The sequence below is a fragment of the Novosphingobium sp. ZW T3_23 genome, from assembly GCF_044987305.1.
In the GTDB taxonomy this organism is placed as follows: Bacteria; Pseudomonadota; Alphaproteobacteria; order Sphingomonadales; family Sphingomonadaceae; genus Novosphingobium.
The window spans coordinates 19,675-46,357 of the sequence record NZ_JBJDRF010000013.1 but is presented as its reverse complement, the minus strand read 5'-3'; the positions used below and the strand labels follow the sequence as shown (position 1 = coordinate 46,357).

Annotated in this window: 22 protein-coding genes and 1 riboswitch; of the genes, 10 read left to right on the top strand and 12 right to left on the bottom strand. The window is 65.8% G+C overall.

Annotation, left to right across the window (positions count from 1 at the left end; genetic code table 11):
• Positions 1–152 precede the first annotated feature (152 nt).
• Complete coding sequence (locus tag ACI3K3_RS09605; RefSeq protein ID WP_404913366.1) at positions 153–623, top strand: septal ring lytic transglycosylase RlpA family protein; 471 nt, start codon at positions 153–155, stop codon at positions 621–623.
• Here ACI3K3_RS09605 and ACI3K3_RS09600 read toward each other — a convergent pair.
• The 5 genes from ACI3K3_RS09600 to uvrA all read right to left on the bottom strand — a co-directional run bounded on the left by ACI3K3_RS09600 (position 598) and on the right by uvrA (position 7,413).
• Positions 598–1,506, bottom strand: a complete 909-nt coding sequence (locus tag ACI3K3_RS09600; RefSeq protein ID WP_404913365.1) for a hypothetical protein — start codon at positions 1,504–1,506, stop codon at positions 598–600. The genes ACI3K3_RS09605 and ACI3K3_RS09600 overlap by 26 nt on opposite strands.
• 683 nt (positions 1,507–2,189) lie before the next feature.
• On the bottom strand, positions 2,190–3,473 hold the full coding sequence (locus ACI3K3_RS09595; protein WP_404913364.1) for a TIR domain-containing protein: 1,284 nt from the start codon (positions 3,471–3,473) through the stop codon (positions 2,190–2,192).
• Positions 3,474–3,794: 321 nt separating this feature from the next.
• Positions 3,795–3,941: a hypothetical protein gene (locus tag ACI3K3_RS09590; RefSeq protein ID WP_404913363.1), complete on the bottom strand. Its 147-nt coding sequence runs from the start codon at positions 3,939–3,941 to the stop codon at positions 3,795–3,797.
• A gap of 16 nt (positions 3,942–3,957) precedes the next feature.
• On the bottom strand, positions 3,958–4,314 hold the full coding sequence (locus ACI3K3_RS09585) for a hypothetical protein (protein ID WP_404913362.1): 357 nt from the start codon (positions 4,312–4,314) through the stop codon (positions 3,958–3,960).
• 189 nt (positions 4,315–4,503) lie between these two features.
• On the bottom strand, positions 4,504–7,413 hold the full coding sequence (gene uvrA, locus ACI3K3_RS09580) for an excinuclease ABC subunit UvrA (RefSeq protein ID WP_404913361.1): 2,910 nt from the start codon (positions 7,411–7,413) through the stop codon (positions 4,504–4,506).
• Positions 7,414–8,062: 649 nt separating this feature from the next.
• On the opposite strand from uvrA, the gene ACI3K3_RS09575 reads away from it, so the two are divergent.
• The 4 genes from ACI3K3_RS09575 (at position 8,063) to ACI3K3_RS09560 (ending at position 11,639) form a co-directional block, all read left to right on the top strand.
• Positions 8,063–8,452 carry a UrcA family protein gene (locus ACI3K3_RS09575; protein ID WP_404913360.1) on the top strand — a complete coding sequence of 130 codons (390 nt, stop codon included), beginning with the start codon at positions 8,063–8,065 and terminating at the stop codon, positions 8,450–8,452.
• A gap of 228 nt (positions 8,453–8,680) precedes the next feature.
• Entirely contained in the window at positions 8,681–9,085 is a 405-nt protein-coding gene (locus ACI3K3_RS09570) for a hypothetical protein (RefSeq protein WP_404913359.1), read from the top strand.
• A gap of 36 nt (positions 9,086–9,121) precedes the next feature.
• On the top strand, positions 9,122–9,589 hold the full coding sequence (locus tag ACI3K3_RS09565; protein ID WP_404913358.1) for an SRPBCC domain-containing protein: 468 nt from the start codon (positions 9,122–9,124) through the stop codon (positions 9,587–9,589).
• Between the two features lie 382 nt (positions 9,590–9,971).
• Complete coding sequence (locus ACI3K3_RS09560; RefSeq protein WP_404913357.1) at positions 9,972–11,639, top strand: M28 family metallopeptidase; 1,668 nt, start codon at positions 9,972–9,974, stop codon at positions 11,637–11,639.
• 1 nt (position 11,640) lies between these two features.
• Here ACI3K3_RS09560 and ACI3K3_RS09555 read toward each other — a convergent pair whose 3' ends face one another.
• A complete protein-coding gene (locus ACI3K3_RS09555; RefSeq protein ID WP_404913356.1) occupies positions 11,641–13,149 on the bottom strand; it encodes an ABC1 kinase family protein in 1,509 nt (502 codons plus the stop codon).
• A gap of 95 nt (positions 13,150–13,244) precedes the next feature.
• Here ACI3K3_RS09555 and ACI3K3_RS09550 point away from each other — a divergent pair, with 95 nt between their 5' ends.
• Positions 13,245–13,829, top strand: a complete 585-nt coding sequence (locus ACI3K3_RS09550; protein WP_404913355.1) for a septal ring lytic transglycosylase RlpA family protein — start codon at positions 13,245–13,247, stop codon at positions 13,827–13,829.
• Positions 13,830–14,018: 189 nt separating this feature from the next.
• Here the strand turns inward: ACI3K3_RS09550 and ACI3K3_RS09545 are convergent, their stop codons facing one another.
• Positions 14,019–14,471, bottom strand: coding sequence for a globin domain-containing protein (locus ACI3K3_RS09545; protein ID WP_404913354.1), 453 nt, complete (start codon positions 14,469–14,471; stop codon positions 14,019–14,021).
• 95 nt (positions 14,472–14,566) lie between these two features.
• Between ACI3K3_RS09545 and ACI3K3_RS09540 the strand changes: the two genes are divergently transcribed.
• The 3 genes from ACI3K3_RS09540 to ACI3K3_RS09530 all read left to right on the top strand — a co-directional run bounded on the left by ACI3K3_RS09540 (position 14,567) and on the right by ACI3K3_RS09530 (position 17,755).
• The gene (locus tag ACI3K3_RS09540) at positions 14,567–15,013 is read left to right on the top strand and encodes an Rrf2 family transcriptional regulator (RefSeq protein WP_404913353.1); all 447 of its coding nucleotides are present in this window, start codon (positions 14,567–14,569) and stop codon (positions 15,011–15,013) included.
• 140 nt (positions 15,014–15,153) lie between these two features.
• Positions 15,154–15,312: a hypothetical protein gene (locus ACI3K3_RS09535; RefSeq protein ID WP_313437987.1), complete on the top strand. Its 159-nt coding sequence runs from the start codon at positions 15,154–15,156 to the stop codon at positions 15,310–15,312.
• A 274-nt stretch (positions 15,313–15,586) separates the two neighbouring features.
• Positions 15,587–17,755, top strand: a complete 2,169-nt coding sequence (locus ACI3K3_RS09530) for a M3 family metallopeptidase (RefSeq protein WP_404913352.1) — start codon at positions 15,587–15,589, stop codon at positions 17,753–17,755.
• A 372-nt stretch (positions 17,756–18,127) separates the two neighbouring features.
• Here ACI3K3_RS09530 and ACI3K3_RS09525 read toward each other — a convergent pair whose 3' ends face one another.
• The 5 genes from ACI3K3_RS09525 to ACI3K3_RS09505 form a co-directional block, all read right to left on the bottom strand.
• Positions 18,128–20,308 carry a TonB-dependent receptor gene (locus ACI3K3_RS09525; RefSeq protein ID WP_404913351.1) on the bottom strand — a complete coding sequence of 727 codons (2,181 nt, stop codon included), beginning with the start codon at positions 20,306–20,308 and terminating at the stop codon, positions 18,128–18,130.
• 119 nt (positions 20,309–20,427) lie between these two features.
• A complete protein-coding gene (locus tag ACI3K3_RS09520; protein ID WP_404913350.1) occupies positions 20,428–21,207 on the bottom strand; it encodes an ABC transporter ATP-binding protein in 780 nt (259 codons plus the stop codon).
• On the bottom strand, positions 21,204–22,172 hold the full coding sequence (locus tag ACI3K3_RS09515) for a FecCD family ABC transporter permease (RefSeq protein ID WP_404913349.1): 969 nt from the start codon (positions 22,170–22,172) through the stop codon (positions 21,204–21,206). Before ACI3K3_RS09515 ends, ACI3K3_RS09520 begins: the two co-directional genes overlap by 4 nt.
• A complete protein-coding gene (locus ACI3K3_RS09510; protein WP_404913348.1) occupies positions 22,169–23,170 on the bottom strand; it encodes an ABC transporter substrate-binding protein in 1,002 nt (333 codons plus the stop codon). The genes ACI3K3_RS09515 and ACI3K3_RS09510 overlap by 4 nt, the downstream gene beginning before the upstream one ends.
• Entirely contained in the window at positions 23,167–24,999 is a 1,833-nt protein-coding gene (locus ACI3K3_RS09505; protein WP_404913347.1) for a TonB-dependent receptor domain-containing protein, read from the bottom strand. The genes ACI3K3_RS09510 and ACI3K3_RS09505 overlap by 4 nt, the downstream gene beginning before the upstream one ends.
• A 101-nt stretch (positions 25,000–25,100) precedes the next feature.
• A riboswitch (cobalamin riboswitch) is annotated at positions 25,101–25,290 on the bottom strand.
• Positions 25,291–25,514: 224 nt separating this feature from the next.
• Between ACI3K3_RS09505 and ACI3K3_RS09500 the strand changes: the two genes are divergently transcribed.
• Positions 25,515–26,669 (top strand): cell wall hydrolase, encoded by a 1,155-nt coding sequence (locus ACI3K3_RS09500; RefSeq protein WP_404913346.1) that lies wholly within the window; start codon positions 25,515–25,517, stop codon positions 26,667–26,669.
• The last annotated feature ends 14 nt before the right edge of the window (positions 26,670–26,683 follow it).

The following is a 26,683-nucleotide window of genomic DNA, read 5'->3' as shown; positions in this document are numbered from 1 at the left end:
CGGCCCGTTGCCAAAGTGCGACGGGCCGCTTTTGCATGGGTGCCCCTGGCGACGAACTGCCTGTAGGACTCCTCGCCATGACGGGGAAGCACAACCAACCGCATAAAGCCCAGCGACTTGCTCGCATCGGCTTTGCTCTCGCAACCGCTGCCATGCTGGTAGCGCCTGCCTCCTCGGCCATTGCCGAGTCGAAGCTCGCGCCCGTGAAGCAGGCCGAGACGCCCGCGCCCGCCGCGATCATCGCCGTTCCCGCCAATCCCACGCCCGTCGCCGCCCTGCCGCAGTCGCTGGAACAGGACACGCAGGAATTCGAGGCCATCAAGGGCGGCACTGCCAGCTTCTACGGCCGCGAACTGCGCGGCAACCGCACCGCCAGCGGCGAACGCTTCAACCCGGACGACCTCACCGCCGCCCATCCCTCGCTGCCCTTCGGCACCATGCTGCGCGTCACCAACCCGCGCAACGGGGACTCGGTCATGGTCCGCGTCAACGATCGCGGCCCGTTCCACTCCAACCGCGTGATCGACCTTTCCGAGGCCGCCGCGAAGGAAATCGGCATCGCCCGCATGGGCTCCGGCAAAGTCGAACTCGCCGTCCTCAATGACGGAACCAGCGACGAGTAATCCGCGTAAAATCGTGAATAAGGCGAGGTCGACGCGGTAACGGAGGGGGTGGGGGAAGCACCGCGCCGACCTTCACAGACGATAACATCGCACCCCGCATCGAGTTCCCGGCCAGGTTGCAGATTGCCGCGCAGATTGCCGGCCGCCCCCTCGACCGCTTGACACACTTTACACGGTCCAGAGCGAAAAAAGCCGCCCCCTCCCCCCTCGGGCCAGCGCCGAGCGATTTGAACTCCATCGGCAAATCGTCCGCCTCCATATCCTCCCCAACAAGCGCATCCACCGCCCCCTCCGCGCGACGACGCCAGCCGTCCCAGTCCCGCGCCGCCTCCCCGCGCCAGAACGCGAGGTAAGGAACCGGCTCGCCCTCCGGCCCCGCCAGACCGTCCTCCAGAGCCTCGTCCCACGCATGCTCCGCCTCCTCCTGTAGCAGCGCCCCCGCCCGCTCGGCATAGACCGCGCGCGCCGGCGGCAGCACCGCCTCCGCCGCTCCCGGAACCGGCACCAGCTCGACCGGCGCCTCGCCCCCGACGACCGCCAGCACCTCGTCGAACCGCTCCCCCGGATCGCCCGCCGCGCCAGCCGCGCCCTCCGCCGCCCGGTCGAGCCGCGCCAGATGCGCCATCAACAGCCGCGCGTCATAGCGACGCCGCACCGCCACCTGCTCGCCGTGGTAGAAGACAGGCTCCTCCACCCCGTCCAGAGCCCGCGTCGCCAGCACCTCCTCGACATGCCGCCGCGCCAGCCCCAGCGCCGCCTCCCACCCGAGCGCAAATGCCCGGTCCCGACGCCGCACCAGGTAAGCCGACTGCCGCGACATCCCCACCCGCGCCGCCGCCGCCCGCACGTCGCCCTTGTCCGAGAGATAATGGAGAAACCGCACCTTCCGCGCGGGCGTCCAACCGCCGTCGGAGCCTGTCGCCGGGGTGGATTCCGTCGAAGGGGAGGCAGGAGAAGGAGAAGAAGGAGAAGTACGAGGGCCATCGCCCTCGCGCTCCCCGACCCTTTCCGCCGTGCCCCGCCGATCCGGAGCGCGCCCCTTGAGAGCCTCTTCCAGCACCGGACCGCCCGCCCCTCCGTCATCCCGGCACAAGCCGGGATCGCTGTCGGCCTTACGCCCACGCGGAGCAAAGGACTCCCCCGGCAACCCGATATCCCGAGAAGCCGGAATCCACCCCCGCCCGGCAGCGGTAGGATAGGAAGAGTTCGAACGATCGGACATGGTTCACCCCCGGAACTGGAGCCAAAGCCCGACGCTGCCGCGTCGGGATGAACCGGATCATTTATCGCATGGGGGGAGGTGTAGGAAAGCGAGTCTTCTGATCAGTCAGCAAAGTTAGGTTGGGTACGCCACCATATTTTGGTAACCGAAACTGGCGGGGAACAGACCGGCCTATTTCAAGAAGGTGACGGCCAATAGCTGTCGTTCGCCACGGCCATCGCCTGAACTGGATTCGCCGATAAAGCGGCTGTTCGAGCGATCAATCCAAGTCGCCGAAGAACCCATTGTCGTTAAAGCTAGTCCGGAGCAGCTGCAATCAGCGCTGTTGAAGGACGGACACAATCCTAGGACAGCCCGCGCTTTGTTTCGAGTTGATGCACAGGGGAGGCACCACTCAAACCATCTTCCTCTCTCGAAGTGGCCGCCTCCGGCGTTTCCGCGCCGAACGGCCATTTGCGCGCTTTGCTTTGTAGGTGCTCAATGCCGAGAAGACAGGCCATCTCCTTGCGTATCATTGGTGCGACTACCTCGTAGGAGATGTGGGCAGATTGCGGCCCGAACGCGTATGGAGCAACTTGGTAAGTTGAGAAAAGGACGTTAATTCCGTCCTCTCGAAGGGCAAAGCTCCCAAAGTCGCTCCATTCCTTCGTGCCGTCCTCCACGTAGCCCTTATCGAGCCTCAACTCGGTATTATCATTTGTCATCTCATCAAAATTCATGGCGAGAAGTTGCTCGCGACATTGGCTCTGGATCAGAAGGAAGGCCTCGTCAGCATTTTCGAACAGTTCCTCAAGTGAACGAAATTGAGTTACCGGATTAATAGAGAAACAAAACGTTGCGAAATACTGATTGGGGTGCATGGCCTTTGCACCATACCACCAAATAGAATAGATTAAACTCAACACTCCGCCTTTGATAATCGGCTCATTGCATGCAGATTCCCAAGTGTTTTGCCGACTAAACTTTTTCTCACCAAAATTAAACAATTCAGAAGATTGGGAAAACTTAACCTCCCGCTGCGCCATGGCTTGTGATTGCAACCAACCCCGCACCACATCAGTGATTTCGCCTACTTGTGGATTTTCGAGGGAGCTAAAGTGCGGAAGTTGATAGCTCACCTCATAGCCTGGCAACCCCTCCCATGCATCACGGTAGGTAGTCATCGTCCAACGCAAGTTTGCCTCGGCCTGAGCTTTTGCTGTCTCTACACCGAGCCGGCCTAATTGGTGCGTGATTGCATCTTTGAGCGCGTCGCGTGGATCGTGATCATCAACTCCAATTGCCTGAATGCGGCTGAGTTGGTCCGGGATCGGAGTGTCCGACTCTAACAAGAGCGGGATCAGGTAAATGTCGTCCACCAGTCGATCATTTGCCTGATCGAGCGCGATCTTAATTTCTCGCTGGGCATAGCCACGCCGGTCTACGGAGTTGCCGGAGAGGAACACAACAATGATCACAGCCTGTTGCAGGGCCTTCTTGATCTCAAAATCCCAATTCTGCCCGCCCTTCAAACGATGCTTATCCATCCAGACGTTGTAACCCGCACTGGCAAGATCGTCGTGGAACCTCAGCACAGCATCGCGGTCAGGCGATGCATAACTGAGAAATATGAGGTTCTGATTGTCCATAACTTCATTGTAGCATCAAGCCACTAAGCGACCTAGATGCATCGGAGGAACGCAAAATTGGCCCAACAATGACGGGTTTGAGCGCAGAATCGTAATCGCCGATGCCACCTCAGCAAAGACGACGTGTCGCGTTCTTGAACATTTGCGCGGAAAGCGCTGAACGGGCATTTCTGCGCTACTTCTTTGCGCCTTCGCGCCTTTGCGCTTCCGCGCGCTCTAAAAAGGCCTCGTGTTCGTGGAGTGGGCGGGTGGCCCGCTTGGAACCCCGGTTCAATAGGCCAGCGGTCCCGGATCAAGTCCGGGACGACGGGCGGATGGAAGCTACCAGTTGGCGTCCGTCCTTGCGATTTCATCGAGAAGGGCTTGTTTGGCTGGCGTGCGATTTCCCCCGTCGTTGCGGGGCAGGTGGGGAATGCCCGCCGCCCTGCGTCGGGCGGCGAGGCGCGCGCCGAGTTCGGCCATGTCCATGACCGTCTCTTCCGGTTCAGTGGGTGATGTCTTCGACGCCATAATCGCCCATGCTTTCCTCGCGGATGCGGCGCTCAAGATACGCCAGGTCAGCGTCGGGGTGAAGGGATAGCAGGATGCGCGCCTGATCGATGCCGTCTGCGATCAGGTCTTCGACGCAGATGACGCGGAACAGCGCGGTTTCGCCGATGGGGCGGACAAGGCGCAGACGGGCGGGTTCGACGGCACCGTCCATCGGCACCTCGGCCACGACTTCGAAACCGAGGCGCAGCTCCGGGTGGATCCAGCCCTTGACCATGGCGCCCGCCCCGCTTGGCCGGACAAGGCCCGCCTGTTCCATCTCCTCTTCCAGTTCGGGCGCCGGGTGGTGCATATGTCGAAGTCGCCGGTGGTGACGGCGCTGAGCGACCAGAACTCCGCCGCCGCCCTGCCGACGAGGATGGGCCGCTGCAAACCGCGCTGGCGCATGGCCTCGCTCAGGCGCGCGAAAAGCTGGAGGGCGGCGACGAACTCAGGCCGGTAGCCGGAGTTGGCCTCGCCCTCCTCGCTCACTTGGATTCCCTCATTTCGCCCAGCTTGAGAGCAGCGGCTTGAGATAGTGCCCGGTGAAGGACTTCTTCTCCTTGACGATATCCTCCGGCGTGCCTTCCGCGATGACCTGGCCGCCGCGGACGCCGCCTTCGGGGCCCATGTCGATGATCCAGTCGGCGGTCTTGATGACGTCGAGGTTGTGCTCGATCACCACCACCGAATTGCCCTGCTCGACGAGGCGGTGGAGCACTTCGAGGAGCTTGCGCACGTCCTCGAAGTGGAGGCCGGTGGTCGGCTCGTCGAGGATGTAGAGCGTCTGCCCGGTGGAGCGGCGGGCGAGTTCCTTGGCGAGCTTGACGCGCTGCGCCTCGCCGCCGGAAAGCGTGGTCGCCTGCTGGCCCACCTTGACGTAGCCGAGGCCGACTTCGTTCAGCATGTGCATCTTGTCGCGGATCGGGGGCACGGCCTTGAAGAACTCTTCCGCGTCCTCGATGGTCATGTCGAGCACGTCGGCGATGGAATGGCCCTTGAACTTCACTTCCAGCGTTTCGCGGTTGTAGCGCTTGCCGTGGCATTCCTCGCAGGTGACGTAGACGTCGGGCAGGAAGTGCATCTCGATCTTGATCAGGCCGTCGCCCTGGCACGCCTCGCAGCGGCCGCCCTTGACGTTGAAGCTGAAGCGCCCGGCCTTGTAGCCGCGCGCCTCGGATTCCGGCAGGCCCGCGAACCAGTCGCGGATCTGGGTGAAGGCGCCGGTATAGGTTGCAGGGTTGGAGCGCGGGGTGCGGCCGATCGGGGACTGGTCGATCTCGATCACCTTGTCGCAGTTTTCGAGGCCGGTGATCCGGTCGTGCGCGCCCGCCACCACGCGAGCGCCGTTGAGCTGGCGCGAGGCGCCCGCCTGCAGCGTGTCGATGGTGAGCGAGCTTTTGCCCGAGCCCGACACGCCGGTGACGCAGCAGAAGGTGCCGAGCGGGAATTCCGCCGTCACGTTCCTGAGGTTGTTGGCGCGGGCGTTCTCGACGACGATCTTCTTGCCGTTGCCCTTGCGGCGCTCCGTCGGCACCTCGATCTTGCGGGTGCCGTTGAGGTAGGCGGCAGTGAGGCTCTTCTTGCTCTTGAGCACTTGCTTGAGCGTGCCTTCGGCCACGACTTCGCCGCCGTGGACCCCGGCGCCGGGGCCGAGATCGACGATATGGTCGGCGGTGCGGATCGCGTCCTCGTCATGCTCGACGACGATCACGGTGTTGCCGAGGTCGCGCAGGCGCTTCAGCGTTTCCAGCAGCATGTCGTTGTCGCGCTGGTGGAGGCCGATCGAGGGTTCGTCGAGCACGTAGAGCACGCCCGAAAGCCCCGAACCGATCTGGCTGGCGAGCCGGATGCGCTGGCTCTCGCCGCCTGAAAGCGTGCCGCTGGTACGGTCGAGGTTGAGATAATCGAGCCCGACGTTGTTGAGGAAGCCAAGGCGCTCGTTGATTTCCTTGAGGATGGCCTTGGCGATCTGCTGCTGCTGGCTGGTGAGCTTACCCTCAAGCTCCCCGAACCACGCGAAGCCGTCCGACACGGAAAGGCGCGCGGCATCGGCGATGTCGCTGCCGGCGATCTTGACCGAGAGTGCCTCGGGCTTGAGGCGCTTGCCCTCGCACGTCTCGCAGGGCTGCGCGGTCTGGAACTTTGACAGTTCCTCGCGCATCCAGGCGCTGTCGGTCTGGATCATGCGGCGGTTGAGGTTGCCGATCACGCCTTCGAACGGCTTGTTGACCGTGTATTCCTTCTTGCCGTCCTTGAACGTCAGGGGCACGGCCTTTCCGGCGGTGCCGTAGAGGATGACGATCTTCACCTCGGGCGAGAGCGCGTCCCACGGCGTGGTGAGGTCGAACCCGAAGTGCCCGGCCAGGCTGGAGAGCACCTGCATGTAGTAAGGCGAAGGCGGGTTGGACTTGGCCCAGGGCACGATCGCGCCCTGCTTGAGGCTGAGATGCTCGTTCGGGACCACCAGTTGCGGGTCGAACAGCAGCTTCTCACCCAACCCGTCGCAGGCCGGGCAGGCGCCCTGCGGGGCGTTGAACGAGAACAGGCGCGGCTCGATCTCCTCGATGGTGAAGCCGCTGACCGGGCAGGCGAACTTCTCGGAGAAGACGATGCGGTTGGGCGGCAGGCCGGTGCCCTTGAGCGTCTTCTTGCTGCCCTTCCCCTCGTCCTCACGGCCGGGAACGACACCGTCGGCAAGGTCGATATAGGCCAGCCCCTCGGCCAGCTTCAGCGCCTGCTCGAAGCTGTCGGCAAGGCGGGTCTGGATGCCGTCCTTCACCGCGATGCGGTCCACCACGACTTCGATGTCATGCTTGTACTTCTTGTCGAGCGCAGGGGCGTCCTCAATGGCGTAGAGTTCGCCGTCGATGCGCACGCGGGTGTAGCCCGCCTTCTGCCACTCGGCCAATTCCTTGCGGTACTCCCCCTTGCGGCCGCGTACGACGGGCGCGAGCAGGTAGGCGCGCGTGCCTTCGGGCAGTTCCATCACCCGGTCCACCATGTTGGAGACGGTCTGCGCCTCGATCGGCAGGCCGGTGGCGGGCGAGTAGGGAATGCCCACGCGCGCCCAGAGCAGGCGCATGTAGTCCCAGATCTCTGTCACCGTGGCCACCGTAGAGCGCGGATTGCGGCTGGTGGTCTTCTGCTCGATCGAGATCGCGGGGCTGAGGCCGTCGATATGCTCGACGTCCGGCTTCTGCATCATCTCCAGGAACTGGCGTGCATAGGCCGAGAGGCTCTCGACATAGCGACGCTGCCCCTCGGCATAGATCGTGTCGAAGGCGAGGCTGGACTTCCCCGAGCCCGAAAGCCCGGTGATGACGATCAGCTTCTCGCGCGGAAGCTCGATGTCGAAGCCCTTGAGATTGTGCTCGCGCGCACCGCGCACCGTGATGTGGGAGAGACTCATGGAGGTGACGTGTTCCAGATTTGTTCGCAAAGCGCAAGCAGCCGCGACCAGAAGCGTTAAAGACTGTTTGGAAAATGCCCGAGAGGGCATTTTCGTTGCGGCACCGGCCCGCGCCCCCACCCTACCACCCGCAGGATACTACCGTTGGGTGGTAGGGTGGGGGCGCGGGCCGGTGCCGCGAAATTCGCGTTCCGCGAATTTCCAAACAGACTCTTCGGCCTGCAAGGACGGCGCTTCATGTGGGAACGCCCGTCAGGATTGCAACGGTTTGCGCAATGTCGCGAAACGCCGCATGTCGCCGGTCGGTCGTTCTATGTCGTTTGCCGATGCACCCCTCTGGATGACTTGAATATGGTGAAGTTCTGAGCAATAGAGAATAGGCCTGTAAAGAATACCGACTCGCCTTTTGCTTCATGTCTCACTTACTTGCCAAAGTAATGTCCAGACATTGCCACCCAGCCGGGACGAGATCGATGGGGCAATTTTAAAGTACATACATGATTGATGAAGTCGAAAACCGCCCTGCGACATAGCCGTTGCTTGGCCAAGACTTCCTTCGTGCATCGAGGTCGCTTTGCAGATCCCGCAACGCGGGCCGTGGGGGCCTGCGCCAGGCGGATCTGCACTCTTGAGCAAACGGAGAAGACAGATGACCAGCATTCGTACCGTATTCGCCGCCATCGGCCTGCTTGCCATGGCCACCGCCGGGACCGCTACCGCCGAAGTCGTGGTGAAGGACAACTCCCTGCGCGACGTTCCTCAACGCGAAGTCCGCTACAGTGACCTCAACCTCGATTCGCAGGACGGCATCGATACGCTCAACAAGCGGCTGGAAGTCGCGGTTCGCGCCGTCTGCGGCCCGGTCTACACGCATCAACTGGAAGAACTCGACGACATCCACGATTGCCGCGATGCTTCGCGCGATCGCGCTTTCGCTGCGAGAGACGAACTTCTGGCAACGCGCATGGCCGCGCGTGAAAATCCCGGGCAGCTTGCCATGGCCAAGCCGATCGCGATCACTGCCGCACGCGGCCGCTGAGGCTCTTTCGACCCGCTTTGGAAAGTCGTCGACGGGAGGGCTCCGGTCGGCGACTTTTCCTTTCCGGGAAAGCGGCAGTCCGGCTCAGGCAAGTCCCGGTTCGTCGCTGCGGCCTGCCGTTCGTCGCATCCCTGTTTGCATCCGCCCCATCGTCTCGTCACAGAGCGCAAGGATCATCGAGGGACGGAGACGGGACGTATGAAGGGGCCACGAACAGGAGCCGGGCGAATGATGTTCGCACTGGCGACGCTGGCGCTTTCCACGCAGGCATTTTCCGGCACGGCGCGGGCCGACGATCCCAATGACCGCATGTCGCCCGAGGACATCGCGCGCGACGCCGCGATCATCCGCAAGCTCAATCGCGACCAGCTGGATTATGTCCGCAAGCGCGATGCACAGTACGCCACCGGCTGGAAGGCTTACGACCGCGCAAACGGCGACGACGACCGATATGCCGATGCTCGCGACGATGAGGACGATTACCGGGAGGACGATTACCGGGACAGGCGCCGCGACTATGCCGGCCAGTCCCGCGCCTATGCCCAGGCTCGCCGCGACTACGAGGCGGACCTGGCCCGATGGCGCCGCGACGTGGCCGCCTGCCGCGCCGGAGACTATTCGCGCTGCGAGTAGAAATACGATAGAAGCGGCGAACGAGGGAGAACAACGATGAAGCCCAGGTTCACCGTCTCCGGCAGGATCGCCAGACCGATCGGCGATGTTTTCGAAGCCGTCGCCGATCCCGCCTCGCTATCGCACTACTTCACGACCGGCGGCGCCAGGGGACGCCTGGAAACCGGCGCGGTCGTCTCCTGGGATTTCCACGACTTCCCCGGCGCCTTTCCGGTCCATGTCGTGGAAGCCGTGAAGGACCGCCACGTCCTGCTCCGCTGGGGCGGCGACAAGGAAGCCGTCCTCCCCGACGAGGAAGGCGAGCACCGCACCCTCGTCACCCTGGCCTTCGAGATGCTCGATGACGGGCGCACCCTCGTGCAGATCACCGAGGAAGGCTGGTCGGACACGCCCGAGGGGCTGAAGGCCTCCTACGCGAACTGCGAGGGCTGGACCGGCATGCTGGCGGCGCTGAAGGTCTGGCTGGAGCACGACGTGAAGCTGCGCGAGGGGTTTTATAAGTAGGATTGGCAGGTGCGTTGTCGCGGCTTTGTGGGGTTTTTATTCGGAAGCCGTCCCGGCAGGAAGCGCTTATTGCGGACTCTGGCCAGGGTCGCTCTCGCAAAGCCGACAGGGCAGCTTCGTCGTCCCGGACTTGATCCGGGACCGCTGGCCGTTCTTCAGGCGCGAGCTTGCGGAGGGGCGCCCTGCCGGGAGCAGGGGGACGCGAGGCCAGCGGTTCCGGATCAAGTCCGGGACGACGGTTGGTCCGGAGCGCCCTTACCTCCCACATGGTTCGTCCGGAGCGCCCTTACCTCCCATACCGTTCATCCCGCGCACCCCTGCCCCCCTGTGGATCGTCCGGCGCCCCTTGCCTCCCCTGCCCGGCGTCCTAAAAGCGCAGGTTATGAAGACATCCCCCCTCCTCGCGCCGGTCGCCGCGCTGCTCGCCGTTTCCTTGCCCGCAACCGCCCTCGCCAGGGACGCGATCGACGGCGACCGCATGGTGGCCGATGTGAAGACGCTGGCCTCGGATACCTTCGAAGGCCGCGCGCCGGGCACGGTGGGGGAAGAGCGCACCATCGGCTACCTCATCGCCCGGTTCCAGGACATCGGCCTCCAGCCCGCCGGGCCGGACGGGCAGTGGGTGCAGAAGGTGCCCTTGCTCCACACCACGCTCGGCAAGCCCAAGGTGCTGGCCTTCTCCGGACCCAAGGGCGCGATGCCGCTGACGGTCGCCAAGGACGTCTACCTCTCCACCCTGAGGCCGGACGACAGCGCCCGCATCGCGCAGGCACCGGTGGTCTTCGTCGGCTATGGCGTGAACGCCCCGGAACGCGGCTGGGACGATTTCAAGGGTATGGACCTCAAGGGCAAGGTCGTCGTCTTCCTGGTCAACGATCCCGATTTCCATGCCGCGAAGGGCGAGCCCGCCGCGGGCAAGTTCGGCGACCGGACGATGACCTATTACGGCCGCTGGACCTACAAGTTCGAGGAAGCCGCCCGCCAGGGCGCGGTGGGCGCGCTGATCGTCCATGAGACCGAGGGTGCGGGCTATGGCTGGAACGTGGTGACCAGCCCCGGCGGCGAGAACTACGACATCGTGCGAGGGGCCGACCAGCTTACCAGCGTGGCGCTGCAGGGCTGGCTGTCGGGCGATGCGGCGACGCGGCTGTTCGCCTCGGCGGGGCTCGATCTCGCCAAGCTGTCGGTGGCGGCGCGCCGTCCGGACTTCAAGCCGGTCGTGCTCAAGGGCGTGACCTTCGACGCCGACGTGCCGGTGGGCCATGAGGAGGTCATGAGCCACAACGTCCTGGCGCAGATCCCCGGCACCGCGCGCAAGGACGAAGTGGTGATGTTCGGCGCGCACTGGGACGCCTACGGCAAGGGCGCGCCGGATGCGCAGGGCCGCATCTACCGCGCGGGCGCCAACGACGACGCGGTGGGCGTGGCCGCCCTCTTCGACATCGCCCGCGTCATGAAGGCGGCTCCGGCGCCGCAGCGCACGGTGGTCTTCGCGGCCTGGACCGCCGAGGAACGCGGGCTGCTGGGGTCGGAATTCTACGCCGCCAACCCGGTGTTCCCGATGGAGAAGACCGTCGCCAACCTCACCATCGACGTGCTCCAGACCGCCGGACTTGCCCATGACGTGACGCTGATCGGCAAGGGGCAGGACACGCTGGAGGACGACATGGCCCGCGTCGCCGCCTCGCAAGGGCGCCGGGTAACGGCGGAAAGCCTGCCGGAGCGCGGACTGTTCTACCGCGCCGACCACTTCTCCTTCGCCAAGCGCGGCGTGCCGGTGATGCTGATGATGGGCATCGCCGGGGCTTCCGATCTCAAGGAGGGCGGCGTCAAGGCGGGCCAGGCCTGGATCGATGCCTATACCGGCCAGTGCTACCACCAGGCCTGCGACGCGTGGTCGCCCGCGTGGAACATGGCGGGCGCGGTGCAGGACGTGGAACTGGTGCGCACGATCGGCGAAGACCTCGCGGGCTCGGCCAGGTGGCCGCAGTGGAAGGCGGGTTCCGAGTTCAAGGCCGTGCGCGACAAGTCGGACGCGGCGCGGAAGTAACTCACGTCCAGTGAACTAGCAGGCTGGCGGCGGCGTGGATCACCACCGCGCCGCCCACCAGCCAGCCGGCCAGCCTTACCGCCCGCGCGGTGCCGTCGTCTCGCGCGGGCGGCGGCGGCGCTTCCATCCGCGCCGAGGCCGCGCGCAGGAAGCGCGGCGCTTCTTCGGCCACGCGCGAGAGTTCGAGCAGCGCCGTCTCCAGCTTGTCCGGCGCGGCCAGGCGCTGCAACCGCGAGGCGACCAGCTTGCCGCGCATCCGCCCAAGTGCTTCCGAAAGGTCGAAGTCCGGAGCGATGCCGGAAAGCACGCCGTCCATCGTCACCATTGCCTTGAAGATCAGCACCAGGTCGGGCGGCAGCACCAGCCCCTCCTGCCGCAGCAGCGGGAAGAAGTCCGCCACCATCGCGTTCAGCACCAGCGCGCCGGTGCCATGCCGCGACACCAGCCGCTCCGAGGCCCGCAGCAGCTTTTCGCGCGGGACTTCGCCGCTTTCGGACCAGGTCGCCAGCATGTCGGCCACGCCGCCGGGATCGCCGCTGCGCAAGGCGAGGATGAAGGTCAGGAATTCGTGCTGCCGGCGCGGGCTGACGAAGCCCACCGAGCCGAGATCGAGAAGAGCCAACCCGTCTCCCGGAAGGCAAAGCAGGTTGCCCGGATGCGGATCCGCATGGAAGCGGCCGTTGACCAGCACCATCTCCAGCACCAGTTCCGCGCCCAGCGCCGCGATGCGCGAAGGGTCGATCCCCGCCGCCTTCAGCACTGCCGGGTCGCGCGGGGGGATGCCCTCCACATAGTCCATGACCAGCACCTGCTCGCCGGTCCACTCCCAGTGGATGCGCGGCACCGTGACGCGCTCCAGCGAGGCGAGATCGGCCCGCAGCAGGTCGGCATTGCGGCCCTCGTTGGTGAAATCCAGCTCGTCCAGGATCTCGCGCCCCAGTTGCTCGATCATCGCCGCAGGCTTCATCCGGCGCACCAAGGCGCTGCGGGCCTCGGCCAGCGCGGCGAGATGGCGCATCAGCCTGAGGTCGGCCTCCATTCGCGCGCGAATCCCGGGACGGCGAATCTTCACCGCCACTTCGGTGCCGTCCTTCAGCCGGGCGCGGTGGACTTGCGCGATTGAGGCGGCGGCCAGTGGTTCGGTTTCGAAATGCGCGAAGGCGCTCTCGGGCGGCTCGCCCAGCGCGGTTTCGACTTCGCCGCGCAAGGTTTCGAAAGGAATGCGCGGCGCGTCGCTCTGGAGCTGCTCGAAAGCGGCGATCCAGGGGTCGGGCAGCAGGTCACGGCGGGTGGCGAGGATCTGGCCGAGCTTCACATAGGTGGGGCCGAGCGCTTCCAGCGCCTGACGCACGCGGGTCGGCAAGTCGCGCGGTTCCGCGCCCGTCTCATCGTTCCCCTCGCCCAGACCGAGCCGCACCGCCAGCGAGTCCAGCCCGAACCGGGCGATCACCGCAGAGACTTCCGCCATCCGGCCCCGATCGCGCGCGGCAACGGCTATCGACTTGAACATGCCTGACTCCTTCGACCCTGCACAACCTGCCGCCTTGCCGCCCGGTTCCCCCCAAGCCATGGACAACAGAGCCTTGGCGAAGCTAGGACCCGCACATGAGCGTTGGTTTAACGAGGGCGCTGAGGCCCGCATTCGCATTGGCCCTGACTTGCGCCCTGGCGGCCTGCGGCGGCGGCACGAAGTTCCGTCCGGTCAGCGACACCCCGATCCGCGTCGGCGCGCCCTACAAGGTGCGCGGCCAGACCTATACGCCCGCCGCCCAGCCCGGCTACGACGTCCTTGGCTATGCGACATGGTACGGCAGCGAGTCCGGCAACCAGGTGGCCAATGGCGAGCGGTTCCAGCCGAAGTGGATTACCGGGGCACATACCACCCTGCCCCTGCCCAGCTATGTCGAAGTGACCGCGCTCGACACCGGCCGCCGCATCCTGGTGCGCGTCAACGATCGCGGACCGTTCGGGGAAAGCGCCCGCATCATCGACCTCTCGCGCGGGGCGGCCGAGGCGCTGGGTGTGCGGGCCAAAGGCAAGGCGGCCGTCCGCGTGCGCGTGGTCGAGCCCACCGAAAAGGACCGCGCCGCCTTGCGCAAGGGCAAGACCGCGCAAGACCTGCCGCCGATATCGGGCGCGACTTTGGCGAACCTCCAGTCGCAATTCGAGAGCGGCGTGGGGACGCGGTAGAACCGGCGGATATGTTGAAGAAAGACGCGGAAAATAAACGTCGTCCCGGACTTGATCCGGGACCGCTGGCAGTCCTTTAGGCAAAACCCCGCAGAAAAGCGCCCAGCCGAGAGTTGGGTGACGCGAGGCCAGCGGTCCCGGATCAAGTCCGGGACGACGGGTTTCAAGCCTTGGCTTATTCCACCAGACTCAGGCCTCTTCCAGTTCCGCGTAAGCCTCTGCTTCCTTGCCGATCAGGATGTCCGCCAGGAACCAGTAGGCCTCGCCCCAGGCGGCGAGAACTGCGTCGGTGGCGACGTCTTCGCCGAGGACTTCGCGGATAGCGGGCAGCAAGGCTTCAGCCACCAGCGGATAGTGCTCGGCCTTGACGCCGGTATCGACATGGCGCTGCACCATGCGCGCCACCGCGCCGGTCAGGTTCTGGAGCTTGTCCACGTTCTGCGCATAGCCAAGGATCGCGGCGGCGAGACGACGCGGCTGCTCGCCCGAATCCTGCGCGGCCTGGTCGAACATGGCGCGCACATCCTCGTTCTGGAACAGCCTGGCATACATGCGCGTCGTGATCTCCACCCCGTGCTGCTGGAGCGCGGGCGCGGTGGCCTTGATGATGGCGACGGTCTGTTCGCTGAGCGGAGCGGCCATTTCGATTCGTCCTCTTAAAAGATGCAAACTGAATGCATCTATACGCCGATCGCAAAAGATGTAAAGTGGATGCATCATTTCATCGGAGACTGCCCTTGCGCCTCACCGCGCACACCGACTACGCCTTGCGCATCCTGCTTCACGTCGCCGTCGATCCGGCGCGGCTGGTCTCCATCGCGCAAGTGGCCGATGCGCACGCCATCTCGCGCAACCATGCGATGAAAGTGGTCAACCTGCTCGGCAATGCCGGGTATCTGGAAACCGTGCGCGGCCGTAACGGCGGCTTTCGCCTCGGTCGGCCGGCGGATCGGATCACGCTGGGCGAAGTGGTGCGCCTGACGGAGCCGAACATCACCCCGGCCGATTGCGGCAACTGCCTGCTCCAGGCCGCCTGCGGCCTTTCCGCGATCCTGCGCCAGGCGATGAGCGCCTTCCTGGCGGAACTGGACGCGCATACGCTGGCGGATGCGGCTGCGGGGACGAGGCTGCCGTTCCTGCTCGGCGTGCCGGGAGATTCCAGGGCCGATCCCGCGCTGTCGTGACACACCCATTGCCGCATACGCTCTGGTCGAGCACGGCCTTACCCCTCACACGGCGTCATCCCGCTTGTCCCTCCAATCCGCATTCTCCGGGAACTTTCCCCGCCCAGGCTGCGTTTCCCCTCGAAAGAGGAGAGCCTGAAATGAATATCGGAGCCGAAATTCCGTTTCGCCGCAGCAGGTTCGCGCGCAAAACGGGTTCGTTGATTCTGGATCGCCAGCGGGAAGAACATCGCCGCGATCACGAGGACGGCACCGATCCCATGCGTGTGTGGACCAAAGGTCGCTTCCGGTCGAACTGACCGGACCGATTCCCCCTTGTCGGAGCGACCTGACGGCGCGCCGGAACGCAACTTGATTGCGTTCCGGCGCGTATTCCTGTGCCTAGGGAAACGTCGTATACGTCATTTGAGCAATGCGGCTGATCCGGCGCCCCTTGCGCTTGCAACCCCTGGTTTTCTGCGCTTCAAACGCGCCCATTGATCATCTCGGCACCCGCCTGCGATGTCTCGAAAAGGCGTCGCACGTTCGTTTGGACATTCCCCCAAGGGCTGCCGAAGCCAGGAGAAAAACCGCATGAAGACCCGGCTCATGGCCGCCGCTGCTCCGCTCGTGCTCGGCGCGGCCCTGCTTGGAGGATTTTCCGTGACGGCACTTGCCAAGACCGCCCCGAAGACCGCTTCCGCTGCTCCCGCCTATACCGGCCCCTTCGCCAAGCCGAGCACGCTGCCGCTCCATGCGCCGGACTTCACGCAGTACAAGGACAGCGACTGGCAGCCCGCGATCGAGGCCGGCATTGCCGCCAAGCGCGCCGAGATCAAGGCCATCGCCGCCAACAAGGCCAAGCCGACGTTCGAGAACACGATCGTCGCGATGGAGCGTACCGGCTCGCTCTACGACCGCGCCTACAACGTCTTCAGCCAGCTGACCTCGGCCAATACCAACGATACGCTGGATGCCATCGACACCGCCGTGAGCCCGCAGGTTTCGGCGCTCAACGACGACATCTACCTCGACGATGCGCTGTTCGCCCGCGTCAAAGCCGTGCATGACAGCGCCGCAGGAAAGGCCCTGACCGGCGAGGACGCCATGCTGCTGGCGACCACTTACGACAAGTTCGTCCATCGCGGCGCCCTGCTTTCGGCTGCGCAGAAGGTCGAGCTGAAGGCGATGAACCTGGAGATCGCCAAGCTCGAAACCGCCTTCGCGCAGAAGCTGACCACGGCCACCGCCGCCAAGGCGCCGATCTTCGACACCGCCGCGCAGCTCGACGGGCTCTCGCAGACCGAGATCGCCGCCGCCGCCAAGCTGGCCGCCGACAAGGGCCATGCCGGCAAGTTCATGCTGGCGCTGGACAACACCACGCAGCAGGCCGCGCTCACCAGCCTCAAGAACCGCGACAGCCGCACGAAACTGTGGGACGCCAGCGTCAACCGCACCTCGGGCGGCGACCAGTACGACACCACCGGGATGATCACGCAGATCGCCACGCTTCGCGCGAAGAAGGCGAAACTGCTCGGCGCGCCCGACTTCGCGACGTACCAGATGTACGACCGCATGGTGAAGACGCCCGCCAAGGCGATGGAGTTCATGAAGGGCTTCGTCCCCGCCCTGCGCGCCACGCAGGACCGCGAGGCCGGCCTGCTCGAAGCTGCCGCGAAGGCCGAAGGCCAGAACATCAAGCTGGAGCCCTGGGACTGGTCCTACTACGCCGAGAAGGTCCGCAAGGCGAAGTACGACCTCGACGAGAACCAGATCAAGCCCTACTTCGAAGTCTGGCGCACCCTTGAGGACGGCGTGTTCTATGCCGCCAACAAGACCTACGGCCTGACCTTCAAGCGCCGCACCGACCTGCCGGTCTACCACCCGACCATGCGCGCCTACGACGTGATAGACGCCGACGGCAAGCAGCTGGCGATCTTCTACTTCGATCCCTTCGCCCGCTCCAACAAGCGCGGCGGCGCCTGGATGAACAATTTCGTCGAGCAATCCTACCTGCTCGGTGAAAAGCCCGTCGTCAGCAATACCCTGAACATCGCCCCGCCAGCCGAAGGCCAGCCCGCGCTCGTCAGCTTCGACAACGTGGAGACCATGTTCCACGAATTCGGCCACGCGCTGCACGGCTTCTTCGCCAGCCAGAAGTACCCCTCGCTCTCGGGCACCAACACCGCGCGTGACTTCGTGGAGTTCCCCAGCCAGTTCAACGAGAACTTCGCGACGATCCCCGAAGTGCTGAACAACTACGCCAAACACTACCAGACCGGCGCGACGATCCCGGCGGAGCTGATCGCCAAGATCAAGGCCGCCGAGACCTTCAACCAGGGCCTGGGCCTGGGCGAGACGCTGTCGGCGGCGATGGTCGACATCCAGTGGCACCAGCTGTCGCCGGAAGAAGCCGCGCAGCCGCCGATGGCCTTCGAGGCCAAGGCCCTGGCTGCCACCGGGCTCAACACCGACATGATCCCGCCGCGCTACAAGACCCCGTACTTCCGCCATATCTGGGACAACGGCTATGCGGCCGGGTACTATTCGTACATCTGGACCGAGATGCTCGCGCACGACGGCTGGGACTGGGTGGAAAAGCACGGCGGCATGACCCGCGCGAACGGCGACCACATCCGCAAGACCTTCCTCGGCCAGGGCCACACCAAGGACTTCGCGGAACTCTACCGCGACTTCACCGGCCATGACCCTGAGGTCCAGCCGATGCTGGAAGCGCGCGGTCTGGCACCCAAGGCGAAATAAGGACGAGGCTCGCGGCTGAAGCCCGTCCCGCGAGCCGCCGGATGACGCGAAGGGCTCCGTTCACGGGAACGGAGCCCTTCTTACATCTCGTCGTCCCGGACTTGATCCGGGACCGCTGGCCGTGAACAACCCACCTCTCCGCGAGGCGCTTCCCTGCGAGCTATCGCCTGAAGGATTGCCAGCGGTCCCGGATCAAGTCCGGGACGACGACGATCTTCTAGCGGGCCCTCCGGCTGGACCGACGCAACCGCGCCAAACACGAAAAAGCCGCCGCTCCGTATTCCGAAGCGGCGGCTTTTTCGTTCTTCGAATCTCAGAACGAACATCTGGGGGCGGCACCGGTCCAGCCCCCTAGGCCGGTGCCGCAAACTCTCAGAATTCGATCGAGGCGGAGGCCTTGAAGGTGCGCGGGCCGCCCTGGAGCAGCTGGGTGCCGCTGGTCGAGAAGGCCGATGCCCAGTAACGCTTGTTCGCCACGTTATCGACGTTGAAGCGCAGCGTCAGCGGCATGTCGCCGCCGATCAGCGCCACATAGCGGGCGCCGAGATCGAAGCGGGTCCAGTCGTTCAGCTCCAGCGTATTAGCCCGGTTCACCGCCTGCTTGCCGGTGTAGACCACGCGCCCGGTCAGGGTCAGCGCAGGGAGGAACGGCAGATCCCACTCGACGTTGGCGTTGGCGAGCCAGTCGGGCACGCCCGCTGCGTCGTTGCCCTGGTCCACGCCGCCATCGGTGCGGCGCAGTTCCGCGTCGGTGTAGGTCACGCCGCCGATGACGCGCAGGCCGTCGACGGGCTCGCCGTCGATGGTGAACTCCACGCCCCGGTTACGCTGCTGGCCATAGTTGCCGTACTCGTAGGAGCCGGCATTGTCGGCGTCGGGGCGGTAGAAGGTGTTCGGCTTGTCGATCTGGAACACCGCGAGACCCGCGTTGAAGCGGCCCATCGCGAGCTTGCCGCCCACTTCGTACTGCACCGACTTGACCGGCGCCAGCACCTGCCCGCCGTTGGTGACAGGGAAGATGGTGCCGCCGACATCGACCGTGGCGCTGGCCTGGGTGCCGGGTATCAGCCCCTCAATGCGGTTGCCATAGAGCGAGAGGCCCGCGACCGGCTTGATCACCACGCCAACCACCGGCGTGATCGCGTCCTTGTTGTAACCGCCCTGCTTTGCACCGGTGGCGTAGGAGTAAGAGGTAGTCTTGATTTGCTGAAGGCGCAGGCCGCCGGTGATCAGGATGCGGTCTTCCCAGAAGCCCACCGTGTCCGAGGCGAAGACGCTGGCAACGCGGGTGCGGCTGATCGGAAACGGATCGTCCAGATTACCGCCCAGGAAAGCGGAATCCGGTATAACCACGACCGGCGTGTCGTAGAGATTTGTGGCGAAAGAGCCGGAGAAGTCATAGGCGTTGCGGTTCACCTGCCAGCTCGCCGCGACGCCGATATTGATCTCGTGGCTCACGCCGCCGCCGTTCAGTTTGACGCGCAGGCCGGTTGTGGCGGATTCGTTGTTATCGGTGCGCGGAACATAGGAATGGCTGCCCGTGGCTGCTCCGGTAACCGGGTCAGTCACGTTGATCGCCGCCGTGATCTGGTCCTCCTTGCCGTCGCGCGCGCCGACCTTGGCATAGATCATGGCGTTGTCGGCCAGATCGTATTCGAGGCTGAGGGTGCCGAAGAAGTCTTCGGTCTGGATCTTGCTCCAGGGCTGCGAATAGTTGGCGTCCGCCTTGGGCACGCGCGGGATCGCATTGGTGATGCCCACCTTCGGACGCCAGTTGCTCTGGCGCAGGCGCTGGTAGTTCACGTTCAGCATGGCGCGCAGCGGGCCGCTGTCATAGTCGACCGTGCCGCCCAGCACGTAGCTGGAGTGGAACTCGTTATCGATGGCGATGTCGCCGCGCCGGGCCGAGCCGTTGACACGCACGCCCCATTCGCCGTTCGGGCCGAACCGGCGGGCGACGTCGAGCGCGCCCGAGAAATGCGAGTCCGAGGTGTAGCCGACCGTCGCGCGGATCATGTCGCGCTCCGCCTTCTTCGGCAGCAGGTTGACGCTGCCGCCGATGCCGCTGCCGCCGGGAGCAGCGCCGTTGAGGAAGGCGCTGGCGCCATTGATCACCTGCACCGACGAGAACAGCTCGGGCGCCACCAGCTGGCGCGGGGTGATGCCGTAGAGACCGTCGAAGCCGACGTCGTCCGAGGCCAGTTCGAAGCCGCGGATCACGAAGACTTCACCGGCGATGCCGAAGCCCAGGGTGGTGCGGATGGTCGGATCGTTCTCCAGCACTTCACCCAGGCTGTCGGGCTGCTGGTTGAGGATCAGCGCTTCGTTGTAGGCGCGCAAGTTGAACGGAATGTCCTCTGCCGCCTTGTCGCCCAGCGCGCCCAGGCTGCCGCTGCCGCTGACCTGCGTCTGGTTCGCCCGCTGCGCGGTGACCAGGATGTCGTCGGAACTGGCCGGCGCTTCCTGCGCCGTGGCCGCCATCGGCGCAAGCATGCAGGTGCCTGCCAGGAGAAGCGCCGAAAAGCGGATGGAACTGCGGGTTTCGATCGACATGGCGTTATCCCTGAAAACGATTTCATCCCAGTGCAATTCTGCCCGAGGCGATTTTCACGCGCCATGCCGCATATGCGAATGCGTTGCAATAGCCCGAAAGGGAATGCGGGATCGGAGATCTAGAACTGTTGCCGGAAATCCACGGCCAGCGGTGCGGGGGCGCCGATCGAAAGCGCGCGTTCGCCGGGTTCGCCCAGCCAGTGCGCGGGGCAGTTCCACACCCGGCCGATGACCTCGTGCGAGAGCGCCATTTCCGGCGGTCCTTCCGCCTCAACCCTGCCCTTCGCCAGCACCATGACCTGATCGGCGTGGTTCATCGCCGTCGCCAGATCATGGAGTACCAGGACCACGCCCTTGCCTGCCCGCGCCTGCTGGCGAAACCGCTGCATCAGCGCCGCGCCGTGGGCAAGGTCGAGGCTGGCGAACGGCTCATCGGCGAGCAGCCAGCCGGGCTGGGTCGCCAGGACGCGGGCCATCAGCGCACGGGCGCGTTCGCCGCCCGAGAGCGTGGAGACCGGCCGATGGCGCAAGTCCTGCAGGTCCATCGCGGCGATGGCGTCCTCGATCGCGGCCTGCGCTTCGGCGGCGGGAGCGTCGCGCCACGGCAGGCGGCCGAGCGATATCAGCACTTCCACCGAAACGTCCCAGGCCACTTCGGGCGACTGCGGCAGATAGCCGATCCATTGCGACCGCTGGGCGAGCGAAACGGCGGTGAGCGGGCGCCCGCCCATCACCGCCTGGCCTGCGTCAGGCCGGATCAGGCCGGCGATCACCGACAGCAGTGTGGACTTGCCCGCCCCGTTGGGGCCGCAGATCGCGGTGACCATGCCCCGGCGGCAATTGAGCGAGACGCCGTCGAGGCGCCCTGCCACCGTCACGTTATCGGCCCCGAAGCTCACGCCACCATCCCCCGCCGCATACGCAGCAGCAGTCGCAGGAAGAACGGCGCGCCCAGCAGGCTGAGCGCGATGCCCAGCCGCAGTTCACCGCCCGCCAGCGGAAGAATGCGGCAAAGGCAGTCCGCGATCAGGAGCAGCAGCGCTCCGGCCAGCGCGGAAGGCAGGATCAGCGAGGACGGCTTGCGGTCGGTCATCGGCCGCACCAGATGCGGCACCATCAGGCCGACGAAGCCGATGATCCCGGCCACCGCCACGCCAGCGCCGACGACCAGCCCCACGCCCACGATCATCAGCGCCTGAAGCCGCAGCGGCTCCACGCCCAGCGAGCGCGCGGCCATCTCGCCCAGGGTCATGGCGTCGAGGTCGCGTCCGGCGTAGAGCAAGACGCCGATCCCCGCGAGCGTCAGCGGCGTCGCGATCCAGACTTCGCGCCACGACCGGTCGGCCAGAGAGCCCATCATCCAGGTGACGATCTCGCTCATCGCGAAAGGCGAAGGGCTGAGGCTGATCGCCAGGCTCATCAGCGCACCCGCCAGGCTGGACACCATGAGCCCCGCCAGCGTGAACAGTGCCACGCCGCCGCCGCGTCCGGCGATCAGCGCCAGCAGGGTCATCGCCCCGCCCGCCCCGATCAGCGCGAAGACCGGCAGCATCCAGGGGGCCGAGGCATAGCCGGTCCAGAAACTCAGCACCGCGCCCAGCGCCGCGCCCGGCGCGATGCCGAACAGGCCGGGGTCGGCCAGCGGATTGCGGAGGTAGCCCTGCATCGCCGCGCCCGACGCCCCCAGGCCAGCGCCCAGCACGAGCGCCAGCACCGCGCGCGGCATGCGCAATTGCAGGAGGATGATCGAGGCGCTGTGCAGTTCCGGCGCCAGGGGGTTGATCCAGACGCGGCCCGCCAGCAACGACAGCGGCACCGCGATACAGAGCGCGATGGCCAGCAGCAGGACGAAACGCAGGTTCATGGCCGGGGCGAAGACGTCCCTGAGTGCGGCGCCTGCGACAAATGCCGCGACAGGACGTAAGCCCGGCGGGCCGCCGCCAGCTCGTCCAGCGCGCGCGGAATGGTAGGTCCGCCACACCACAGGATGGAACGGCTGAGCTGGAACCGCCGGGTACTCTTCAGCGCGGAAAGCGCCGGATGGTGCAGCATTCGATCCTCCTCGGCGAGCGGATCGCCCACCGCGAAGACCACGCGCGGCGGGTCCGCCAGCACGTTCTCCAGAGGCAGGTAATCGGCCTGGGAAAGACCTCGCGCGCCGGCAACATTCGTAAAGCCCGTGTGCCTCATCATGTCAACGATCAGGGTCCGGTCTCCGGCGACAAGTCCACCGGATTCCCACACCAGTGCCGGAATCTGTCGCCACGCAGGCGGCGGCGCGTTGCGGGCCACGGCAGCGTCGATCCGCGCGACGAGCTTCTCGCCCTTCCCGGCATGGCCCGCCAGCCGCGCCAGTTCGCGCACCTGCTCGCGCGCGGAGGCGAGGTCGGGGGCGATCGGCATCTTGACCAGCCGGTACCCCAGCCGCCGAAACGCCGCCTCGCTGGCGGGATCGAGGAAGGCGCTGGCCACCACCACGCGCGGATGGATCGTCGCCACTTCCTCCACGGTCCCGGAGATCGCGCGAAAACGCCCGGCCTCCGCCATGGGCATGGAGCTGCTTTCGGGATCGTGGCTATAGCTGGAGATGGCCAGCAGCTGCCCCGGCCCGGTCACTTCGGCCAGGATCGCATCGGTGCAGGGGTTGAGCGAGACGATCGTCGGCCCGGAACCGCCGGAGGCTGTCCTTCCGCCGGAGGCTGGCCTTCCGCCGGGCGGTTCCGCGGGGGCGGCCTCGGTGGTGCCACCGCCCCCGCAGCCCGCCAGTATTGCCGAGCCGGCCAGAGCCAGCACGACAAGGAACCGCCGGGCCTTGCGCCTGCCCCGTACAACCGCGGTCGTCAGGGCAGACGACAGGATCACATCTTCACCCGAACCCCGGCATAAGCCGCGCGTCCGGGCGTGCCGTATGTCCGCACGACTTCGTAATGCTCGTCGAACAGGTTCTCGATACGGCCGTAGACCTGGATATTCTGCGTCACATCATAGGCGGTGCGCAGGCCGACCACGACGTTTCCGCCGAGATAATTGACGTTGGCGACGTCATCGTAGCGTCCGCCGCCCACGCGCAGATCGGCGCCAAGGCGGAAGCCCGCCGCCCAGCGCTTGTCGAGGCTGGCATAGAGGTTGGTCTTGGGGCGACGGGCCAGGCGCGCGCCGGTGATCTCGTTGGTGGCGTCGAGGTAGGTGGCCGAAAGGCTCATGTCGAAGCCCTCCCAGTCGGTCGCCTGCATGCCCAGTTCCACGCCCTTGGCGCGGGCGCGGCCGACATTGTAGTAGTTCCACGCGGCCAGATCGTAGTCGATCAGGTTCTTCGTCTTGCGATCGAAGTAGGTGACCGAGAACGTGCCGTGGCCATCCGCGAAAGGCTGCTCCACGCCCACGTCCCAGGACTTCGACGTCTCGGGATCGAGCGCGCGGAAGCCGGCGTTGGTGTAGAGCTGGTAGAGCGACGGCGCCTTGAAGCCCTCGCCATAGCTGGCGCGCAGGATCGGGGCTTCCGCGCTGCCGCCGATCACCCAGGCGCCGTTGGCCGAGAAAGTGGTCTTGCTGCCGAAGTCCGAATTGTCGTCATAGCGCACGCCGCCGTTCAGGGTCAGGCCGGTAACCGGGCGCAGGGTGACCATGCCGAAGACGCTGTCGATCGAGGTGGAATCCTTCGAGCCGTAGTTGTCCGAGAACTTCTGCTTCTCGGTTTCGGCGCCGACCAGCACGCTGACCATGTCGATCGGGGTGTAGGAGACCTGCCCCTCGAAGCGATCGTTACGGCCGTTGGTGGTGAAGGGACCGAAGACCGCGTCGTCGGAGATGCGGCGCGTATCGGTAAGGCCATAGCCGAGCCGCGCGGTGAGGCGGCCATCGAGGCCCTTGTAGCGCAAGTTAGCGTAGCCCACGGTGTCGCGCTTCATGCCCACGTTCAGGGCATCGGCCCCGGTATTGTCGTAGTCGTAGTTGGCCTTGGTCCAATAGGTTCCGGCGTCGGCGGAAAGGCCCTCCACGATCTGCACTTCGGCGCGGGCATAGGCGCTCTTGCTTTCGAAGCCGTCCTTTTCGGTGCCACCGCGGCGCTCGTTGAAGGCGGAATAGCCGTCACCCTTGAGCCAGTTGCCGCCCAGCGTCAGGCCGACCGGACCCAGTTTGCCCGCTGCCGAGGCGCCGAGCTGCTTCTGGTCGCGCCAGCCGTATTCCGCCTGCCCGCGCGCGGTCCATTCATCGGTCGGGCGCGCGGTGATGAGGTTGATCACGCCGCCGATGGCCCGGCTGCCCCAGAGCACGCCGGACGATCCGCGCACCACTTCGATGCGATCGAACTGGCCCACCGTCAGGCTGCCGAAGTCGAAACCGCCGCCCACGTCGCCCGGATCGTTGATCCGCACGCCGTCGATCAGCACCAGGCTCTGCGCGTTCTCGGCGCCGCGGATGAAGACGCTGGCGGGCTGGCCGAAGCCGCCCGACTGGGTGAAGGTCACGCCCGGCAGGCGCGCCAGCACGTCGGTGGCGGTGACCGCCTGGGTGCGCTCGATATCCTCGCGGGTGACGACCGAGACGGACTGGCCGATCTCGCTCGTGGGCGTTTCGGTGCGGGTCGCGGTGACGACGATATTATCGATTGCGGCTTCGTCCGCCAGTGCGGCGGTGGCAAAAGGCGTTGAGACCGCGAGTGCGGTCCCCAGCATAAACAGGTATTTCACGCGTATTCCTCCAACCTGAACGACAAGTGCCGTCCATGGCGGAGCCGCGCGCCTTTCCTCATGCGCGCGGGCTCGCTGCATGCCGGGACACCCCGCCCGGCTGCGGAACGACCGTCACAGGCAGGTCTCCTGGCTCCCGGATCGTCGCGCCGCCTCCCGCCTTCCCGGTATGACCCAGTGGCATCGCGTGGAAGGGGCGCTCCCCGGTCACAGTTGCGGGGGCAGCTTTTCGACTTGCGCCGAAATTCCCACCAGGTCCTAAGACTTGGGGCCCGGCTCCGGGCCACCCATGACGTATCGCGCCGATACTGGGCAGCGGGGGGATTGGCAAGCGGGGCGGATGGGTGACCTTCCGGTATCGCCGGGGGAAATCACAAAGAGAGTCTTAAGCGATTCAGGCTATCCCGCGCGCCTGTGCCGCTTCGGGACGGGCCCATCTCGGCGGGTGCCGCGCGGACCAAAGCAGGATAGGCGCGAAGGGCGCCTCATGCGAGGACGTACCGAGAGGATCCGAATTGACCGCCGCCAACCGCCCATCCTGCACCGAAAACTGGGAACCGCGTCCGCGTGATTTCCAGGGCAATTTCGTGCGCGGCGGACGCAAGCGGCTCCAGCGCAGGCGGCGTCGGTGGACGCTCTGCGCCGCCTCGCTCGTGGCGGTCGCCCTCCCCGCCTTCGCTTCCCCGCCGCTTGCAGCATGGGAGCCGTTCCCCTTCGCTGACGCCACCGCTGCCGACCAGACCGTGCTGCCCATGCCGTTCGAACAACCGGGTGCCAGCTTCCCCGGCTCGGCCTATTACTATCTCGAAGCCGAGCAGCCGGTGCTCAAGGTCGGGGAAGGCATTCATTCGGATGCGGACGGCGGCGCCATCGGCCCCGTCGCCCGCGCGCTCAGGATCGACAATTCCGGCGTGGACCGCAGCCGCGCTCTCCAGTGCCTCACCGCCGCGATCTATTACGAAGCCGCCAGCGAGCCCGACGGCGGCCAGCGCGCGGTGGCGCAAGTCGTGCTCAACCGGGTGGCGCATCCGGCCTATCCCAAGACCGTCTGCGGCGTCGTCTATCAGGGGTCGGAGCGACCGACCGGCTGCCAGTTCTCCTTCACCTGCGACGGATCGCTGGCGCGGGCGCCACAGCGCTACTTCTGGCAGCGCGCCGAAGAGGTGGCCCAGGCCGCGCTCTCGGGCCAGGTCTATGCGCCGGTCGGGCTGGCCACGCATTATCATACCATCCAGATCAACCCCTACTGGGCGCCGAGCCTCCATTACCTCACGACGATCGGCGCGCACCGTTTCTATGCCTTCAACGGCGCCGCCGGAAACCCGGCCTCGTTCCGTTTCGCCTATCTCGGCGGAGAACCGCTCGCCGCGCCGCATCGCCGCGACGATTCCGCCGCCAGCGCCTTGGCCAGCGCCGCGCTAGACCCGCTGGCCGTGCAACGCACATTCGAGGAAGCGCCTGTCCGGGTGGAAACCGTAGCAGTTCCGGCCGCGCAGGCCGCGCCCTCCGGCCCCGCCTATTCAAACCCCGCCTATTCCAGCGACGTGCGCGAACGCGGCGGCGAGGATCTCTACCGCGCGCGCAATCTGCCTGAAGCTACCGGCGTGCGCCCGGAATACGCCAATTCCGGCAAATGGATCGCCCAGCCCGAAGCTAGGCCCAAAAGCTAGACGCGGGCCTCAAG